Raw genomic sequence first — 17,602 nt, 5'->3', positions numbered from 1 at the left:
GCCCCGGTGTTCTCGCCGGATCATCCCTCAGGAGGAGCCGGAGGAGCCCTCTCCTGGGTCCTTCGGTTCAGAGTCCTTCGGTGCGGAGTCGGTCGGCTCCGGATCGGTCGGCCGGGAGCCGGCCGTCCCGGAGTCGGTCGTGCCGACAGAGTTGTTCGCAGAGGCGGAGTCGGTCTCAGCGGAATCGCGGGTACCGGCGGAGTCGGCCGCTGTCGGCTCCTCCGTCCCCTGCCGCCGGTCCCACAGCTGTCGCGCGCGGGCCAGCGGGCCGGGCCCGCCGGAGCCTCGGGTGGTCCGGTGTCCATGGACCCGTGGGTCGTCCGTGACGGCGTACCTCTTCACATACGCCCCGAGGAACGCCTGGAGCGTGGCGACCGCCGGGATGGAGATCAGCGCGCCGACGGCACCGAGGAGCGCGGTGCCCGCGATGACCGAGCCGAAGGCGACCGCGGGGTGGATGTCGACGGTCTTCGCGGTCAGCTTGGGCTGCAGCATGTAGTTCTCGAACTGCTGGTAGACCACGACGAAGATCAGCACCCACAGCGCGTACCAGGGGTTCACGGTGAAGGCGATCAGCATGGGCAGGGCGCCCGCGAGATACGTGCCGATGGTCGGGATGAACTGGGAGACCAGGCCCACCCAGACGGCGAGCACGGGCGCGTACGGAATGCCCAGCGCCTGCAGCAGGATGTAGTGCGCCACTCCGGAGACCAGCGCCATCAGACCGCGGGAGTATATGTAGCCGCCCGTCTTGTCGACGGCGATCTCCCACGCGCGCAGCACCTCGGCCTGCCGGGCGGGCGGCAGTACGGAGCACAGCGCGCGGCGCAGCCGCGGCCCGTCGGCGGCGAAGTAGAACGAGAACAGACCGATCGTCAGCAGCTGGAAGAGGCCCCCGAGCACCTGGGTGGACACGTCCAGCACGCCGGTCGCGCTGTTCTGGACGTACTTGCGCAGCCAGTCGGAGTGGAGCAGCCCCTCCTGGATGTCGACCCGTCTGAGGTCGGTGTGGAAGTGCCCGTTGACCCAGTTGATGACGGAGTCGAGGTAGTCCGGGAAGTCCTCGATCATCTTGATGATCTGGCCGGCGAGCATCGAACCGAGGAGCGTGATGAAGCCTGCGCACACGATCAGCAGACCGAGGAAGACCAGGAAGGTGGCCAGTCCACGGCGCATCCCGAAGGCGGCCATGCGGCTCACCGCGGGCTCGATGGCGAGGGCCAGGAAGAACGCGATGAGGATGTTGATCAGCAGCCCGATGAGCTGGTGGAAGGCCCAACTGCCCAGCTGGAACACGGCGACGAGGGCGAGCGCCAGCACCATGGCGCGGGGCAGCCAGCGCGGCATGCCCGGGCCCGGTGCGACGCCGTCGGCCGGGGGCCGGGCCGGCGGCGTCGCACCGGTCGGGGATGCCTGCGGGGCGTCGTGCCCGGTCTCGTCAGTGACTGCCACGGTGCAAGTCTCGCCTACGCCACTGACAACCGGTCACCACCGTCGATCTTCGTGACCGATCAGCGACTTTCCGGCGGAGGATCAGCGGCTCTGCCGCGGAACGTTCATGACGTCGCAGACCACGCGCCATACGTCCTTGGCCTCCCAGCCCGCGTCCAGCGCCTCGTGCACCGTCCGCCCGCCGAGTTCCGTCATCACGTGATCGCGCGCGAAGCTCTCGGCGTATCCCGCGCCGAAGTGCTCCGTCATCCGCTCCCAGAAGACCGTCAACCGCATGACACCAGTATCCCGCCCCTGAGAGTGGGACCAGGTCGGGACCCCTTGTGGAGACCGCTTTCCGTCCTACGGTCTGACGCATGGCCGAAACAGGAGCTTCCCCACTCCCCCCGACGCCCCCGGCGCACTCCCCGCTCTTCCGCGCCGAGCACTTCGTCTGGCTCACCGCGCGCGTGCTGGAACAGCGCCTCTTCGCGTACCACTTCCTCAACGGCGAACCCGATCCGGTGGAGACCGCGCTGGACGCCTACCGCAACGAGGACGGCGGGTACGGGCACGCGCTGGAACCCGATCTGCGCGGCCCGGTGAGCCAGCCGCTGCACACCGGTCACGCGCTGCGTGTCCTGGACGCCGTCGGGCGCTGCGGCGGGCAGCGGGTGGAACGCGTGTGCCGCTATCTGACCTCGGTCTCCACGGCCGACGGCGCACTGCCCGCGATCCTTCCCGGCCAGCGCGGCTATCCGACGGCCCCCTTCGTGCCGATCGTGGACGACCCGCCCAGCGAACTCCTCGCCACCGGGCCGGTGGTGGGCCTGCTGCACCGCAACGAGGTGTGGCACGCCTGGCTGTTCCGGGCCACCGACTTCTGCTGGCAGACCGTCGACTCCCTGGAGAAGTCGCACCCCTACGAGATCGAGGCCGCCGTGGCCTTCCTGGACTCGGCACCCGACCGCCCGCGCGCGGAGGCGGCCGCCGACCGCCTCGGCCGCCTGGTGCGCGAAGACCGCCTCGCCGCCCTGGACCCGGAGCGTCTGGAGGAGTACCCGGTCGCCCCCGGGTACGCGCCGGGCGAGCACCACTTCCCGTACGACTACGCGAAGACGCCGAGTTCCCTCGCGCGCGCGTGGTTCACGGACGACGAGATGGCCCGCTCCCTGGACCACCTCGCGGGCGGCCAGCGGGAGGACGGCGGCTGGCCGATCCGCTGGCGCCAGTGGGCACCGGGGATCGCCCTGGAGGCACGCCCCATGGTGACGATCCAGGCACTGCGCACCCTGAAGGCGTACGGCCGTCCCGTGGGCTGACCCCTGCCGCCTCAGCCGCCGATGGCCCGCACGCCCGCCGTCACCAGCACGGCCGCCGCGACGACGAGCAGGAACGGTGCCCGCAGCACCAGCGCCACGGCGGCCGCCGCGAGCCCCGCGGCCCGGGCGTCGAGCACGAGCGCGTGCCCGTCGGCGAAGGTCTGCTGGGCCGTGAGCGCGGCGAGCAGGGCGACCGGCAGCAGCGCGGCGAGCCGCCGCACCAGCGGCCGTTCAAGGGCGCCCGCAGGCACCAGCAGTCCGGCGAGCTTGACGACGTAGCAGCCGAGGGCGGTCGCCACGATCGCGATCCAGACGGTCAACGGTCTTCCTCCTGTGCGTCGCAACTGCCTTCTTCTGGTGCGCCGTTACGCGCCCCGCCCTGCCGACGACCTTCCACGTAGAGGGCGATCGGCGCCGCGAGAGCCGCGGCCAGGACCGGCACACCGGCCGGCAGCACGGGCAGCAGGCCCAGTCCCAGCAGGACCGCGAGTGCGGCGACTGCACGCTCGGTGGTGGTCGTGAGCATGGGCGCGAGCAGCGCCAGGAAGACGGCGGGCCCGGCCGCGTCGAGACCCCAGGCGTCCGTGTCCCCGATGGCCTTGGCGCCCAGCGCGCCGAGCAGCGTGGTGAGGTTCCACAGCGTGTACAGGGTGAGCCCGGTGACGGTGAACCCGATCCGCGCGGCACGCCGTGTGGGCTGCGCGAGAGTGACGGCCGTCGTCTCGTCGATGACCCACTGGGCGGCGAACGGGCGCACCGCGCGCGGGAGGGCCAGCAACTGCGAGAGGCGCAGCCCGTAGAAGGTGTTGCGCACCCCCAGGAAGAAGGCTCCCGCCGCCGCGGTGAGCGGATTGCCGCCGGCCGCGAGCGCTCCCACGAGCGCGAACTGGGAGGCACCGGTGAACACCAGGAGGCTGAGGGCGCAGGTCTGCAGCAGGGTGAGCCCGCCACCGGCCGAGGTCACCCCGAAGGCGAATCCGGACAGCCCTACGGCGACCCCGACTCCTAGGGCGTCCCGTACGACGGCGGAGTCCGGCTTCTCCCCTGCGTCGGAGTCCGGTTCTCCTCCCGCTCCGGCGCGTATGTCTTGTGAAGCGATCTGTTCTGCCACGTGTCGGACGGTACGAGGAGCCGGTGCCCCCGTCTTGTACGTTCTTGCGCTCCCGCTGGTACGCGCCCGGGGCACGCCCACGATCCGGGCGAAGTGCCGGTTGAGGTGCGACTGGTCCGTGAACCCGACGGCGACGGCGGCCTCCGCGGGCGCCGTGCCCACGTCCAGGAGACGGCGTGCCTCCCGCACCCGGGCGTCGGTCAGCCAGGCGTGGGGCGGCATCCCGTAGGCACCCCGGAACGCGCGCAGCAGCGCGAAGGGACTGGTCCCCAGATCTCCGGCGAGCCGCTCCAGGGTGGGCGGTTCCGCCATCCGCTCCTCCAGCACGGCACGCGCGCGTGCGGCGACCCGGCTGCCGGCCGTGGGGACGGCGCGCTGCGGCAGCGGTCCGCCGTTCAGCCGGAGCAGCCTGGTGACGGCGACCCGCAGCAGGGTGTCGGCGGCCAGCGCGTTGCCCTCGTCGGCCGCGCGCAGGATCTGATGGACGAGCCCTACGGCGTAGGGGTCGTCGAGCACGGGCCTGATGAAACCGGGAGTGCCGCGGATCGAGGTGGTCTCGGCGGCTATCGCGGCCACCACTTCGGGCGACGGGTAGACCGCCCCGTACCGCCAGCCCTCGGGCACGCCCGCCCGGCCGGTGTGCGGGGTGTCCGGATTGACCAGCGCGAGCGCTCCCGCCCCGGCGTACACGTCACCCCCACCGTGGTGGAACACCTCGACGCCGTCCGCGATGGCCGCGATGACGAAGTTCTCGTGCGTGTGCCGTACGAACGTCTTGCGGATGTACCGGGCCCGCAGCAGATCGACGCCGGGCAGCTCCGTGTACTGCCAATGCCTCGCCAGCTCGCCCGAACCTGCCATACGGCCATTCTCCGCCACGGGTGACGGGAAGAAGCCGTCCTGCCCACGGCGGCCGGAAGCCGCCGAAACGGTCCTGCGCGACACGGCCGACAGGCGCTGAAACGGTCCTGCCCACGACGGCCGGCAGGCGACAGAAACGGTTCCGCGAGCAGCCGCCACGGAATCCCCGCAGGTCAGACGCATTGTCAGTGGGCGGGTGCAGGATGGACGCATGGTCAGCTCCGCACATCGAGCCCTCGACGGCTTCTCCCCCGCGACCCGCGGCTGGTTCACGGGGGCCTTCTCCGCGCCCACCGCGGCCCAGGCGGGCGCGTGGAAGGCCATCGGCGAGGGCTCGGACGTGCTGGTGGTCGCCCCGACCGGCTCCGGGAAGACCCTGGCCGCCTTCCTCGCCGCCCTGGACCAGCTCGCCGCGACGCCCCCGCCCGCCGACCCGAAGAAGCGCTGCCGCGTCCTGTACGTGTCCCCGCTCAAGGCCCTCGCGGTCGACGTGGAGCGCAACCTCCGCTCCCCGCTCACCGGCATCCGCCAGGAGTCCGTCCGCCTGGGCCTGCCCGAGCCCGAGGTCAAGGTCGGCATCCGCTCCGGCGACACCCCGCCCGCCGAGCGCCGCGCCCTGTCCACCCGCCCGCCGGACATCCTGATCACCACCCCGGAGTCCCTGTTCCTGATGCTCACGTCGGCCACGCGCGACGCGCTGACGGGCATCGAGACGGTGATCCTGGACGAGGTGCACGCGGTCGCGGGCACCAAGCGGGGCGCGCATCTCGCACTGTCCCTGGAGCGGCTGGACGAGCTGCTGCCGAAGCCGGCCCGCCGTATCGGCCTCTCGGCGACCGTGCGTCCGGTCGACGAGGTCGCCCGCTATCTCGCCCCGCGCGGCAAGGTGGAGATCGTCCAGCCGAAGTCCGGCAAGGAGTTCGACCTCTCCGTGGTCGTCCCGGTCGAGGACCTGGGCGAGTTGGGCGGCTCCCCCGTGGCCGACGGCAAGGAGGGCGCGGAGAAGCCCTCGATCTGGCCGCTCGTCGAGGAGCGCATCACCGACCTCGTCCAGGCACATCGTTCAACAATCGTGTTCGCCAACTCCCGCCGCCTGGCGGAGCGTCTGTGCAACCGGCTCAACGAGATCGCCTACGAGCGCGCGACCGGCGAGCCTCTGGACGAACACCACGCACCGGCCGAGCTGATGGGCGGTTCCGGTGCCGCCCAGGGCGCGCCCCCGGTCATCGCCCGCGCCCACCACGGCTCGGTCTCCAAGGAGCAGCGCGCCCAGGTCGAGGAGGATCTCAAGGCGGGCCGGCTCCCCGCCGTGGTGGCCACGTCCAGTCTGGAACTGGGCATCGACATGGGCGCCGTCGACCTCGTCATCCAGGTGGAGTCCCCGCCCTCGGTGGCCTCCGGCCTCCAGCGGGTGGGCCGCGCGGGACACCAGGTCGGCGCGGTCTCCACAGGCGTGGTCTTCCCGAAGTACCGGGGCGACCTCGTCCAGGCCGCCGTGGTCACCGAGCGGATGCGCACCGGCTCCATCGAGTCCCTGAGGGTGCCCGCCAACCCCCTGGACGTCCTCGCCCAGCAGCTCGTCGCCATGACGGCGCTGGACACCTGGCAGGTCGACGACCTGCTCGCCACGGTCCGCCGCGCCGCGCCCTTCGCCTCGCTCCCGGAGTCGGCGTTCACCGCCGTGCTGGACATGCTCGCGGGCCGCTATCCGTCCGACGCGTTCGCCGAGTTGCGCCCGCGCGTGGTGTGGGACCGCATCGCCGGCACGATCACCGGCCGTCCCGGCGCGCAGCGCCTCGCCGTCACCTCCGGGGGCACGATCCCCGACCGCGGACTCTTCGGGGTCTTCCTGGCCGGCGCCGACCCCAAGAAGGGCGGCGGCCGGGTCGGCGAGCTGGACGAGGAGATGGTCTACGAGTCCCGGGTGGGCGATGTCTTCACGCTCGGCACCAGCTCCTGGCGGATCGAGGACATCACCCGCGACCGCGTCCTGGTCTCCCCCGCACCGGGCGTCCCGGGCCGGCTCCCCTTCTGGAAGGGCGACCAGTTGGGCCGCCCGCTCGAACTGGGCCGCGCGGTGGGCGCGTTCCTGCGCGAGGTCGGCTCTCAGCCCAAGGAGGACGCCCGCCTGCGCCTCCTCGCCGCAGGCCTCGACGCCTGGGCCGCGGAGAACGTGCTGTCGTACCTGGCCGAACAGCGCGAGGCCTGCGGCCACATCCCGGACGACCGCACGATCGTCGTGGAGCGCTTCCGCGACGAACTCGGCGACTGGCGCGTGGTCATCCACTCCCCCTTCGGCGCCCAGGTCCACGCCCCCTGGGCCCTCGCCCTCGGCGCCCGCCTCTCCGAGCGCTACGGCATGGACGCCCAGGTGATGCACGCCGACGACGGCATCGTCCTGAGGCTGCCCGACGCCGACCTGATGGGCCTGGACCTGCTCGACCAGGAACCCATGAAGGCCGGCACGGAGTACGACGCCGACCAGGCCCCAGTGGGCGCGGCGGACGTCGCCTTCGACAAGGGCGAGGTCAATCAGATCGTCACCGACCAGGTCGGCGGCTCGGCCCTGTTCGCGGCCCGCTTCCGCGAGTGCGCCGCCCGCGCGCTGCTGCTGCCGCGCCGCAACCCCGGCAAGCGCACCCCGCTGTGGCAGCAGCGCCAGCGGGCCGCCCAACTGCTCCAGGTGGCAAGCGAGTTCGGCTCGTTCCCGATCGTCCTGGAGGCGGTCCGCGAATGCCTCCAGGACGTCTTCGACGTCCCGGGCCTCACCGAGCTGATGGGCGACCTGGAGTCCCGCAAGGTGCGCCTCGTCGAGGTCACCACCCCCGAGCCGTCCCCCTTCGCCCGCTCCCTCCTCTTCGGGTACGTCGCCCAGTTCCTCTACGAGGGAGACTCACCGCTCGCCGAGCGCCGCGCCGCCGCCCTGTCCCTGGACTCCCACCTGCTGGCCGAGCTGCTCGGCCAGGCGGAGCTTCGCGAACTCCTCGACGCCGAGGTGCTGACCGAGCTGGAGCGCGAACTCCAGTGGCTCACCGAGGACCGCCGCATCAAGGACGTCGAGGGCGTCGCCGACCTGCTGCGCATGCTCGGCCCGCTCACCGACGCCGAGTTGACCGAGCGGGGCGCCGCACCGCAGTGGGCCCAGGAGCTGGCCTCGGCCCGCCGCGCGATCCGGGTCCGCATCGCCGGTGCCGACCACTGGGCGGCGATCGAGGACGCGGGCCGCCTGCGCGACGCACTCGGCACCGCGCTGCCGGTCGGCGTCCCGGAGGCGTTCACCGAACCGGTCAAGGACCCGCTGGGCGACCTTCTGGCACGGCACGCCCGCACCCATGGCCCGTTCACGTCGGCCACGGCGGCCGCCCGCTTCGGCCTCGGCGTGGCGGTCACCGACGGCGCATTGCAGCGGCTCGCGGCCAACGGCCGTGTCGTACAAGGGGAGTTCCACCCGGCCGGCATCGGCCAGGAGTGGTGCGACGCGACGGTGCTGCGCCGCCTGCGCCGCCGCTCCCTGGCGGCGCTGCGGCACGAGTTGGAGCCGGTGCCACCGGCCGCGCTCGCGCAGTTCCTCCCCCAGTGGCAGCACATCGGCAAGGGCCACGGCCTGCGCGGCATCGACGGACTGGTGCGCACAGTCGAGCAGTTGCAGGGCGCCTCCGTGCCCGCCTCCGCCCTGGAGAAGCTCGTCCTGCCGTCCCGTGTGGCGAACTACGCACCCGCCATGCTCGACGAACTCACCTCCGCCGGCGAGCTGGTGTGGGCCGGCGCGGGCTCCCTCCCCGGCAAGGACGGCTGGGTCTCCCTGTACCTGGCGGACGCGGCCCCCCTGCTCCTCCCGCCCCCGCACCCCCTGGAGCTCACGGCACTGCACCAGTCGGTCCTGGACACCCTCTCCGGCGGCTACGGCCTCTTCTTCCGCCAGATCACCGACCAGATCCGCGCGACCACCCACCCCGACGTCACGGACCCTCAACTGGCCGACGCCGTATGGGACCTGGCCTGGTCCGGACGGCTCACGAACGACACCCTCGCCCCCATGCGCTCCCTACTGGGCTCCGGCCGTACGGCGGGTTCCACGGCCCACCGCGCCAAGCGCACGGTCCCGCGCGGGCGCTACGGCTCGCTCACCGCCGCCGCACGCCCCGCCTCCCGCACCGGGCCGCCGACCGTCGCGGGCCGCTGGTCCCTGCTCCCCGCCCACGAATCCGACCCCACCGTGCGCGCCCACGCCCTGGCCCGCACGCTGCTCGACCGGCACGGCGTGGTGACCCGGGGAGCGGTCGCCGCGGAGGGCGTCGAAGGCGGATTCTCGGCGACGTACCGCGTCCTGTCCGCCTTCGAGGACAGCGGTCAGGCACGGCGCGGCTATGTCGTGGAAGGGCTCGGCGCCGCCCAGTTCGCGATGGACGGCGCGGTGGACCGCCTCCGCGCGGTCGCCAACGCCCGCGACCGGGGCGACGACCTGCCCACTCCGGACCCCACGGACAACGACCCCTACGGCTTCGGCGCCCTCACCGGCTCCGGCTCACCGACCGCCGACGCAGGCAAGGCCGCCGCCCCGTTCGGACCCCCGAGCGCCACCTACGACTCACCTGACAACCGCGGCCGCCAGGATCCGTACGCCTCGCCGGACACCCACAACCGGCAAGCCCCGTACGCCTCCCCCGCCGACCACGGCCGCTACGACGCCTCCCACTCCCCCGGAACATCCGGCGCCCCGGACTCATCCGACGCCGCCTCCGGAGTCCACGACTTCGCCGACGCCTTCGGCCCGTTCACCGACTTCGACGACCTCGAGAGCCTGGGCTCACCGGACGACCGCCCCACGAACCCGGGCGCCCCCACCTCCCGGCACCACCGCACCCCCGCCTCCCACCCCCCGGCCCCGGGCGACTACATCTCCCCCCGCGACTTCCCCGCTCCGCCACCCCAGGGCCACGCCAGTTCCCCCTACGCCAACCACCACACCCGCCGCCCTTCCCTCGCCACCCGAGCCGTGGTCCTGGCCGCCGCCGACCCGGCGAACGCGTACGGCGCCGCCCTCCCCTGGCCCGAGCCGCCGACCGGTGCCGGGCACAAGCCGGGGCGCAAGGCGGGCTCTCTCGTAGTGCTGGTCGAGGGTGAGCTGACGCTCTACATGGAGCGCGGCGGCAAGACCCTGCTCGCCTGGCCCTCCGCACCGGACACCACGGCCACCGAAGACCCACGCCTCCAGGCGGCGGCCGAGGCCCTCGCGGCAGCGGCCCGAGCCGGTTCCCTCGGCACGGTCACGGTGGAGCGCGTCAACGGCACCTCGGCCCTGACCTCCCCCCTCGGCACCCTCCTGGAAGGAGCAGGCTTCATCGCGACACCACGCGGCCTGCGCCTGCGCGCATGAACCGGATCAACGCGGTTCCGAGGTCCGGCCACCACCCAAGCCGCCCCTCACCCGAACCGCCTGTCAACCCGAACCGCCCCTCACCCGAAGCACCCCTTAACCCGAACCACACCTCACCCGAGACGCCCCTCACCCCGAACCACCCCCGCCTCAGCATCTCCGCTCACCCCAGACTGGCCCTCACCTCGCACCGACCTGCCCAGCGCCTCTCGCTTCGCGCAGCCTCAACCCAGGTCACTCCCACCCCAAGCCAGCCCTCACCCCGCCTCTCACTTCACACAGCCCCTCACCCCAGGCCCCCACACCCAGCGCCCCCTCTCGCCCGGCGCCGCCCCATACCCAGGGCTCTCAGCCCGCACCACCCCTCGCCCCAGGTCACTCTCCCGAGCCTGCCCACACCCCGCGCCTTCTTCCCCCGGCCCGCCTCACCCGCCGGGCCGGGCTCCACTCACCCCGCGCCGCCCCACACCCCAAGCCCCTTCCCACTCCACTCACCCCACTCAGCCCCTCGCCCCAACCCACCCCCGCCCCACCCCATGCCACCCTTGACCCATGCCTGAAGGCGACACCGTCTGGCAGACCGCGAAGCGCCTCCACACCGCCCTCGCGGGCAAGGTGCTGACCCGCAGCGACCTCCGCGTGCCCAAATACGCCACGGCAGACCTCACCGGCCGCACCGTCCTGGACGTCACCCCCCGGGGCAAACACCTGCTGACCCGTATCGAGGGCGGCCTCACCCTCCACTCGCACCTGCGGATGGACGGCACCTGGAGGGTGTACGCCAACGGCCAGCGCTGGAGCGGCGGCGGCCCGGCCCACCAGATCCGCGTGATCCTCGGCACGGCAGACCGCACGGCCGTCGGCTACCGCCTCCCCGTCCTGGAACTCATCCGCACGACCGAAGAACACCGTGCCGTGGGCCACCTCGGCCCCGACCTCCTGGGCCCCGACTGGAACCCCGAACTGGCCCTCGCCAACCTCCTCGCGGACCCCGCCCGCCCCCTCGGCGAGGCCCTCCTCGACCAGCGCAACCTGGCCGGCATCGGCAACATCTACAAAAGCGAACTCTGTTTCATCCTCGGCGCCACCCCCTGGCTCCCCATCGGCGCACTCCCCGCCGACCGCGCCGCGAAGCTGCCCGCCATCGCCAAGCGCCTCCTGGAAGCCAACCGCGACCGCCCCGTCCGCAACACCACAAGCACCCTCACGAACAGCACCGCAAACCCAAACCGCACCCCAACCCCCGGCACCCCAGACCACCGCACTCCAAACGCCCGCACCTCGGCCCCGGGCACTCCAGACGCCCGTACCTCAGCACCCAGCACCCCAGCCCACCCCACCCCAGGCACCCGCACCACGCCCCTCCGCCCCACCGGCCCCCACACCCCAGACCTCTTCGTCTACGGCCGATCCCCCCGCCCCTGCCTCCGCTGCAACACCCCCATCCGCACGGCCAACCAGGGCGACGGCTCCCGCGACCGCCCCACCTACTGGTGCCCCACCTGCCAGGTGGGCCCCGCGCCGGGCACCACCGCTCCCCCCAGAACTCAGCACCGTACGACTAATTGACGACCCGTCAGAAACACTCGTACGGTCGGTTCATGCCCGTCAAGGCGTACGACCTCACCGGACGCACTGCTTTCGTCACCGGCGCCGCCAGCGGTATCGGCCGCGCCTGTGCCGTGCTGCTCGCCGAGGCGGGCGCCACCGTGCACTGCGCCGATCGCGACGCGCAGGGCCTGCACGAGACGGCGACCCTGATCAAGGACAAGGGGGGCACCGCCCGCACCCACCACCTCGACGTCACCGACCGCGCCCAGCTGAAGCAGGCCGTGGACTCCTGCGAGGACCTGCACGTGATGGCGGCGGTCGCCGGGATCATGCACAGCAGCACCGTGCTGGAGACCCGGGACGAGGATCTCGACCGCGTGCTGAACGTCAACTTCAAGGGCGTCCTGTACGCCTGCCAGGAGGCGGCCCGGCTGATGCTCGACCGCGGCACCAGGGGCAGCATCGTCACCATGGCGTCGGGCGCGATCGACACCGGAGGAGCCGGACTCCTCTGCTACAGCGTGACCAAGGCGGCCGTCGTCCAGCTGACGAAGACACTGGCGACGGAACTGGGCCGGCACGGCATCCGCGTCAACGCGGTCGCGCCGGGCTGGGTGCGCACGCCCATGACCGACCACCACGAGGCCGAGGCACAGGCCCGTACCGAAGCGATGATGACCCGGCTGTCCCCGCTGGGCCGGGTAGGTGAGCCGGAGGACATCGCCCACGCCGTGCTGCACCTGGCGTCGGACGCGTCATCGTTCACGACGGGCCAGATCCTCCGCCCGAACGGCGGCGTGGCGATGCCTTGGTGACCGGCACCGACTCGGCGCCCGACGACGGTTCGCCGACCGAGGACGGCCAGGCGCCCGGCAGCGGTCCGTCCGGTGACCACACCTCGGTGTCCGTGCCACCGGGGTCAGCCGGCGCCCAGGCGTCCGTCACCCCGAGGTCGGTCGGCACCCCAGCCACCGTCACACCGAGGTTCGGCGACACCCCGGCAACCGGCACGACAGACCCCCGCCAAGCAGCCCGCCACCGCCCGGCAGCCACAGCCCCCGCCGCCCGCGCCTTCGGCATGCAGTGCACCGGAAGCAGGCTCAACCCCCACCCCCCGGCCGCCACGGCCCCTTCCAGCGCCCCCGCGTGCGGCGTCAGAGCGAGCCGCAGCACGGCCCACCACCACACGGCGCAGAGCCCGAGCGCGAGCCCCCAGCGTGCTATTCGCCCCGCCATGGCCCCACCTCCAGCGCGACGCTAGAACGTCACGGTCACCCGCGAGAAGGGCGCGTCACCGGCACACGGACGCACCACTCGCCTCAACCATGACCGCACGGGGCAACACCGGCAAACGGACCGCGTCGGCCGTACGAGCCACCTGCAAGCCCCTCCCCCGAGAACCCGCAAACGCGAAAAACCCCGACCGCACCCCTCCAGATCTCCCTGGAGGAACCCCGGCCGGGGCCCGCACACTTCAAACTGAGGCTGGTCAGTGCCTCATCGGTCTACACCAGCGTGAGCGTCACGCGGCGACCACGTCCACCGCCTCGGCGGGCGCCTTGATGGTCACCCGTTCCGGTGGCACACCGGTCACCGACACGGAACCCAGCATCGGACGTACCGACGTGGGCACAGAACCGGTGGCCGCTGCAGACTGGGCCAGCTCGGCGAGAGCGAGCTCGTCGCTCACTTCCCGCATGAGTTCGGACATCCGTACGTCCAACGCGTCGCAGATGGCGGACAGCAGTTCAGAGGAAGCCTCTTTCTGCCCCCGCTCCACCTCGGAGAGATAGCCGAGTGAGACTCGGGCGGACGAGGAGACTTCGCGCAGAGTACGGCCCTGGCGCTGGCGCTGCCGACGCAGCACATCGCCCAACAGGCGACGGAGCAGAATCATCGGTGGCTCCCTCCTCGGACCGCGTAGCCGCATCCTTCTCGCCCCACCGTACCGCCTTGCGCCGCGGCCGTGCGGGGAGCGATGTCGTGTTCACTCAGGGCTGCAAACATCAAAACCCCCCGTTCTGTTCCGTATCCTGTGTCCGCTCATTCCCGGTCTGTTCGCTCACGAGCCGCTCCAGAAGCAGCGCGAGTACGCTCCGTACACTCTCCATACGAATTTCCGCCCGGCCGCCGTTCAACCGCAGCGCGGCCACTTTCCCGCCACCGGCGGCATCCGAATCGGGTCCAAAGGGGCCGTCCACGGCCACGAAGACGGTGCCCACGGGCTGTCCGTCCTGCGGCTCCGGGCCCGCCACGCCGGTGGTCGCGATGCCCCAGTCGGCGCCCAGAGCCTTCCGCACTCCGGCCGCCATCTGGGCCGCGACCTGCGCGTCTACGGCTCCGCGCGCGGCCAGCAGACCGGCGTCCACACCGAGCAGCTGGTGCTTCAGCTCGGTGGCGTAGGCGGTGACCGAACCACGGAAGGCCTTGGAGGCTCCGGGCACCGATGTGATCTCCGCCGCAACCAGGCCACCGGTGAGCGACTCGGCGACAGCGAGCGTCGCATCGCTCACCGTCAGTAGTCGCACCACTTCAGTGGCCGTGGAACTCACGCTTCCGTCTCCTCCGACGCCGCCATCCGCTCGGCGATTCCCTGCCTGCGCAGCACAATGGCCTGTCTCACATAGTCGAGCCCGGTCAGCACGGTCAGAACGACCGCCGCCGCCATCACCCAGAACCGCAGAGTGGCGAGCCAGCCCGTCAGCGCCAGCACATACATTCCTACGGCCACGCCCTGGATGAGGGTCTTCAGCTTGCCGCCGCGCGACGCGGGAATGACGCCGTACCGGATGACGAGAAAACGCAGCAGCGTGATCCCGAGTTCCCGGCCGAGGATGACGACGGTCACCCACCACGGCAGATCGCCGAGCGAGGACAGACAGATCAGCGCCGCGCCCATGATCGCCTTGTCGGCGATGGGGTCGGCGATCTTCCCGAAGTCGGTGACGAGGTCGTACGTCCGCGCCAGATGGCCGTCGAACAGGTCGGTGATCATGGCGATGGCGAACGCCGCCCAGGCGAACGAGCGCATCGCCGGGTCGTACCCCCCGTCGGCCAGCATCAGGGCGACGAAGCCGGGGACGAGCAGCAGCCGGAGCATGGTCAGGAAGTTGGCGATGTTCCAGACGCTCGCCTGGTTGACGGCCGCTGCGACGACCTTCGCACCACGCGCCGGCCTCGGACCGCCGGGCACGCCGGTCTCCACGACACCGGGCGAGGCACCACCGGAGGGGGCACCACCGGAGACGTTGCCCGACATCGCGCCGGAAGAGGCGCCACCGGAGGCCGCACCGGAACCCGCGCTCGCGGGCGCGCCGTTCGCGCTGGAGGTGTCGCCCGCCGCCGATGCCGGGACTCCGGTCATCTGCCCGCCTCCTCACTACACGCGAGCGAGCCCAGGAGCGGCTCGGCCACCAGGTCGACACCTTCCGTACCGACCACCTTCGCCTCGACCATACGGCCGACGCTCAGGCCCTCGCCGCTCGTGAGGAGCACCTGGCCGTCCGTCTCCGGCGCCTGGTGCTCACCGCGGCCGTAGGCGCCGTCCTCGGAGTCCACCGACTCGACCAGCACCTGCACGGTCTCGCCGACACGCTCCTCGGCGCGCTGCGAGACGAGTTCCTCGGCGAGCCGGGAGATGTGCGCGAGCCGCGCGTCCACGACGTCCTGGTCGAGCTTCTTGTCGTACGTCGCCGCCTCCGTGCCCTCCTCGTCGGAGTAGCCGAAGACGCCGATGGCGTCCAGGCGCGCGCCGTTCAGGAAGCGCTCCAGCTCGGCCAGGTCGGACTCGGTCTCGCCGGGGAAACCGACGATGAAGTTCGAGCGGACGCCGGCCTGCGGGGCCTTGGAGCGGATGGTGTCGAGCAGTTCGAGGAAGCGGTCCGTGTCGCCGAAACGGCGCATGGAGCGCAGCACGTCGGGCGCGGAGTGCTGGAAGGACAGGTCGAAGTAGGGCGCGACCTTCGGGGTCGACGTGAGCACGTCGATGAGCCCGGGGCGCATCTCGGCGGGCTGGAGGTAGCTGACCCGCACCCGCTCGAGGCCGTCGATCTCCGCCAGCTCGGGAAGCAGCGTCTCCAGGAGGCGGATGTCGCCCAGGTCCTTGCCGTAGGACGTGTTGTTCTCGGAGACCAGCATGATCTCCTTGACGCCCTGCTCGGCCAGCCAGCGCGTCTCGTTCAGGACGTCGCTCGGGCGGCGGGAGATGAACGAGCCGCGGAAGGACGGGATGGCGCAGAACGTGCAGCGGCGGTCGCAGCCGGAGGCGAGCTTCACCGAGGCGACCGGGGAGCCGTCCAGGCGGCGGCGCAGGGGCGCGCGAGGACCCGAGGCGGGCGCGAGGCCGTCCGGGAGGTCGACCGGGCCGTGGCCGGGCAGCGCGACGTCGGCGGCGGACTCCTGCCGCTCGGCGGGGCTGATCGGCAGCAGCTTGCGGCGGTCGCGCGGGGTGTGCGAGGCGTGGATGCCGCCGTTCAGGATGGTCTGCAGGCGGTCGGAGATGTCGGAGTAGTCGTCGAAGCCGAGCACCCCGTCGGCCTCGGGCAGCGCCTCGGCGAGCTCCTTGCCGTACCGCTCGGCCATGCAGCCCACCGCGACGACGGCCTGCGTTCTGCCGTGGCCCTTCAGGTCATTGGCTTCGAGGAGGGCGTCGACGGAGTCCTTCTTGGCGGCCTCGACGAAGCCACAGGTGTTGACGACGGCGACGTCCGCGTCCTCGGCGTCCTCCACGAGTTGCCAGCCGTCCGCCTCCAAGCGGCCTGCGAGCTCCTCCGAGTCCACCTCGTTACGGGCGCAGCCAAGAGTGACGAGTGCGACGGTACGGCGTTCAGGCATGGGCTCAAGACTACTTCGTCCCACTGACACCCCACGTCGAAGGGGTTGGCCGATCTTGGCCAACCCCTTGAACAAGCACCCCGTCGGACCGATGGGACCGACCTGGAGATCTCAGCCGACCTCGGGGTCGCCCTTGGTGTACGTGAGGCGCTCCACCGCTCCGGGCTGGAAGTCGTCCTCGATCTTCTTGCCGTTGACGTAGAGCTGGATCACACCGGCGTCACCGAGGATCAGGTTGACCTTCGAGCTGTCCTGGAAGGTCTTCGACTCGCCCTTCTTGAGAAGTCCATCGAAAAGCATCCGGCCGTTGTGGTCCTTGGCGGAGATCCAGCTGCGGCCGTCGACCGCGCTCACCTGGACCGTCACCTTGTCCTGCGGCGCGGCGGCGATGGCACTGTCGGAGGGGTCGGACTTGGGCGTGGCGGTGGTGTTCGAGGGCTTGGGCGCGGCGGGCTTGCTGGCGCTGGGCGTGGCCCCCTGGGTGACCTGTGACGCGGCGTCACTGTCGCTGTCGCCGCCCTTGAACGCCGTGAACCCGACGAAGCCGACCACCGCGACGATCGCGGCGACCATGGCTGCGGTCCAGTTCGGGCCCCGCCGCTCGGGACGGATACGTTCCGCCTCGAAGAGGGGCGCGGCCGGCGTCGGGGCCGGGCGTCCGCCGTGGTCGTCGTCGTAGCGCGCGAGGAGGGGGGCGGGATCGATGTGGACGGCCCTGGCGAGGGTCCTGATGTGCCCGCGGGCATAGACGTCACCGCCGCAGGGCGTGAAGTCGTCGGCCTCGATGGCGTGCACGATGGCGATGCGGACCCGGGTGGCACTGCTGACGTCGTCGACGGTCAGCCCGGCGGCGATACGTGCCTGCTGCAGGGTTCGGCCGACGGAAGGGCGGGCTTCTTCCTCATGACCGTCTGAGGAACGACCGTCTTCGAACGGACGCTCGTCTTCAGGGGAGTTGCCGATGGACACGGGGGCGCCTTTCGAGCGTGTAGCCGCCTGTGCTGGAAATTCAGTCTAGGGGGGGTACCGAAGGGTGGGGCAACCGGGCGGTGGGACTTTGTACGCCATCGGTATGGCCGGAACGCCCGACGGCGAGCCAGACACGGACCCCATGGT

The 17,602-nt window shown here is 71.8% G+C and carries 14 protein-coding genes and 1 pseudogene; 4 read left to right on the top strand and 11 right to left on the bottom strand.

What is annotated here, in order from left to right; translation table 11 throughout:
- Positions 1-27: 27 nt before the first annotated feature.
- Both R2B38_RS31320 and R2B38_RS31315 read right to left on the bottom strand, forming a co-directional pair.
- Complete coding sequence (locus tag R2B38_RS31320) at positions 28-1,452, bottom strand: AI-2E family transporter (RefSeq protein ID WP_411978512.1); 1,425 nt, start codon at positions 1,450-1,452, stop codon at positions 28-30.
- Between the two features lie 81 nt (positions 1,453-1,533).
- The gene (locus R2B38_RS31315) at positions 1,534-1,728 is read right to left on the bottom strand and encodes a DUF3046 domain-containing protein (protein WP_033286172.1); all 195 of its coding nucleotides are present in this window, start codon (positions 1,726-1,728) and stop codon (positions 1,534-1,536) included.
- A gap of 80 nt (positions 1,729-1,808) precedes the next feature.
- Between R2B38_RS31315 and R2B38_RS31310 the strand changes: the two genes are divergently transcribed.
- The gene (locus R2B38_RS31310) at positions 1,809-2,753 is read left to right on the top strand and encodes a hypothetical protein (protein ID WP_318019205.1); all 945 of its coding nucleotides are present in this window, start codon (positions 1,809-1,811) and stop codon (positions 2,751-2,753) included.
- 11 nt (positions 2,754-2,764) lie between these two features.
- Here R2B38_RS31310 and R2B38_RS31305 read toward each other — a convergent pair whose 3' ends face one another.
- The 3 genes and pseudogenes from R2B38_RS31305 to R2B38_RS31295 form a co-directional block, all read right to left on the bottom strand.
- Positions 2,765-3,073, bottom strand: coding sequence for an AzlD domain-containing protein (locus R2B38_RS31305; RefSeq protein ID WP_318019204.1), 309 nt, complete (start codon positions 3,071-3,073; stop codon positions 2,765-2,767).
- On the bottom strand, positions 3,070-3,864 hold the full coding sequence (locus tag R2B38_RS31300) for an AzlC family ABC transporter permease (protein WP_411978596.1): 795 nt from the start codon (positions 3,862-3,864) through the stop codon (positions 3,070-3,072). Before R2B38_RS31300 ends, R2B38_RS31305 begins: the two co-directional genes overlap by 4 nt.
- A gap of 129 nt (positions 3,865-3,993) precedes the next feature.
- Positions 3,994-4,725: pseudogene (locus tag R2B38_RS31295) on the bottom strand (AraC family ligand binding domain-containing protein); the annotation flags it as partial.
- Positions 4,726-4,936: 211 nt separating this feature from the next.
- Here R2B38_RS31295 and R2B38_RS31290 point away from each other — a divergent pair.
- From R2B38_RS31290 to R2B38_RS31280, 3 genes are all read left to right on the top strand, one after another.
- Complete coding sequence (locus R2B38_RS31290; RefSeq protein WP_318019203.1) at positions 4,937-10,102, top strand: ATP-dependent helicase; 5,166 nt, start codon at positions 4,937-4,939, stop codon at positions 10,100-10,102.
- Between the two features lie 552 nt (positions 10,103-10,654).
- Positions 10,655-11,671: a DNA-formamidopyrimidine glycosylase family protein gene (locus tag R2B38_RS31285; protein ID WP_318019202.1), complete on the top strand. Its 1,017-nt coding sequence runs from the start codon at positions 10,655-10,657 to the stop codon at positions 11,669-11,671.
- A gap of 32 nt (positions 11,672-11,703) precedes the next feature.
- A complete protein-coding gene (locus R2B38_RS31280) occupies positions 11,704-12,468 on the top strand; it encodes an SDR family NAD(P)-dependent oxidoreductase (RefSeq protein WP_318019201.1) in 765 nt (254 codons plus the stop codon).
- On the opposite strand, the gene R2B38_RS51370 is transcribed toward R2B38_RS31280, so the two are convergent.
- The 6 genes from R2B38_RS51370 to R2B38_RS31250 form a co-directional block, all read right to left on the bottom strand.
- On the bottom strand, positions 12,416-12,889 hold the full coding sequence (locus tag R2B38_RS51370; protein WP_411978511.1) for a hypothetical protein: 474 nt from the start codon (positions 12,887-12,889) through the stop codon (positions 12,416-12,418). The two genes, R2B38_RS31280 and R2B38_RS51370, sit on opposite strands and share 53 nt — an antisense overlap.
- Positions 12,890-13,175: 286 nt before the next feature.
- Positions 13,176-13,550: a helix-turn-helix domain-containing protein gene (locus R2B38_RS31270; RefSeq protein ID WP_019060943.1), complete on the bottom strand. Its 375-nt coding sequence runs from the start codon at positions 13,548-13,550 to the stop codon at positions 13,176-13,178.
- 109 nt (positions 13,551-13,659) lie between these two features.
- Positions 13,660-14,205, bottom strand: a complete 546-nt coding sequence (locus tag R2B38_RS31265; RefSeq protein ID WP_318019200.1) for a CinA family protein — start codon at positions 14,203-14,205, stop codon at positions 13,660-13,662.
- Positions 14,202-15,017, bottom strand: coding sequence for a CDP-diacylglycerol--glycerol-3-phosphate 3-phosphatidyltransferase (pgsA, locus tag R2B38_RS31260; RefSeq protein WP_318019199.1), 816 nt, complete (start codon positions 15,015-15,017; stop codon positions 14,202-14,204). The genes R2B38_RS31265 and pgsA overlap by 4 nt, the downstream gene beginning before the upstream one ends.
- Entirely contained in the window at positions 15,014-16,486 is a 1,473-nt protein-coding gene (rimO, locus tag R2B38_RS31255) for a 30S ribosomal protein S12 methylthiotransferase RimO (protein ID WP_051801816.1), read from the bottom strand. The genes pgsA and rimO overlap by 4 nt, the downstream gene beginning before the upstream one ends.
- 111 nt (positions 16,487-16,597) lie before the next feature.
- Positions 16,598-17,455 carry a helix-turn-helix domain-containing protein gene (locus R2B38_RS31250; RefSeq protein WP_318019198.1) on the bottom strand — a complete coding sequence of 286 codons (858 nt, stop codon included), beginning with the start codon at positions 17,453-17,455 and terminating at the stop codon, positions 16,598-16,600.
- Positions 17,456-17,602 lie beyond the last annotated feature (147 nt).

It is taken from the genome of Streptomyces sp. N50 (assembly GCF_033335955.1).
In the GTDB taxonomy this organism is placed as follows: domain Bacteria; phylum Actinomycetota; class Actinomycetes; order Streptomycetales; family Streptomycetaceae; genus Streptomyces.
Note: the sequence above shows the minus strand (reverse complement) of the source record. Positions and strands in the feature narration are given on the sequence as shown.

Coding starts and splice junctions, on each gene's coding strand:
- R2B38_RS31315 (WP_033286172.1), bottom strand. CDS start 1,728: ATGCGGTTGACGGTCTTCTGGGAGCGGATGACGGAGCACTTCGGCGCG.
- R2B38_RS31310 (WP_318019205.1), top strand. CDS start 1,809: ATGGCCGAAACAGGAGCTTCCCCACTCCCCCCGACGCCCCCGGCGCAC.
- R2B38_RS31290 (WP_318019203.1), top strand. CDS start 4,937: ATGGTCAGCTCCGCACATCGAGCCCTCGACGGCTTCTCCCCCGCGACC.
- R2B38_RS31285 (WP_318019202.1), top strand. CDS start 10,655: ATGCCTGAAGGCGACACCGTCTGGCAGACCGCGAAGCGCCTCCACACC.
- R2B38_RS31280 (WP_318019201.1), top strand. CDS start 11,704: ATGCCCGTCAAGGCGTACGACCTCACCGGACGCACTGCTTTCGTCACC.
- R2B38_RS51370 (WP_411978511.1), bottom strand. CDS start 12,889: ATGGCGGGGCGAATAGCACGCTGGGGGCTCGCGCTCGGGCTCTGCGCC.
- R2B38_RS31270 (WP_019060943.1), bottom strand. CDS start 13,550: ATGATTCTGCTCCGTCGCCTGTTGGGCGATGTGCTGCGTCGGCAGCGC.
- pgsA (WP_318019199.1), bottom strand. CDS start 15,017: ATGACCGGAGTCCCGGCATCGGCGGCGGGCGACACCTCCAGCGCGAAC.
- rimO (WP_051801816.1), bottom strand. CDS start 16,486: ATGCCTGAACGCCGTACCGTCGCACTCGTCACTCTTGGCTGCGCCCGT.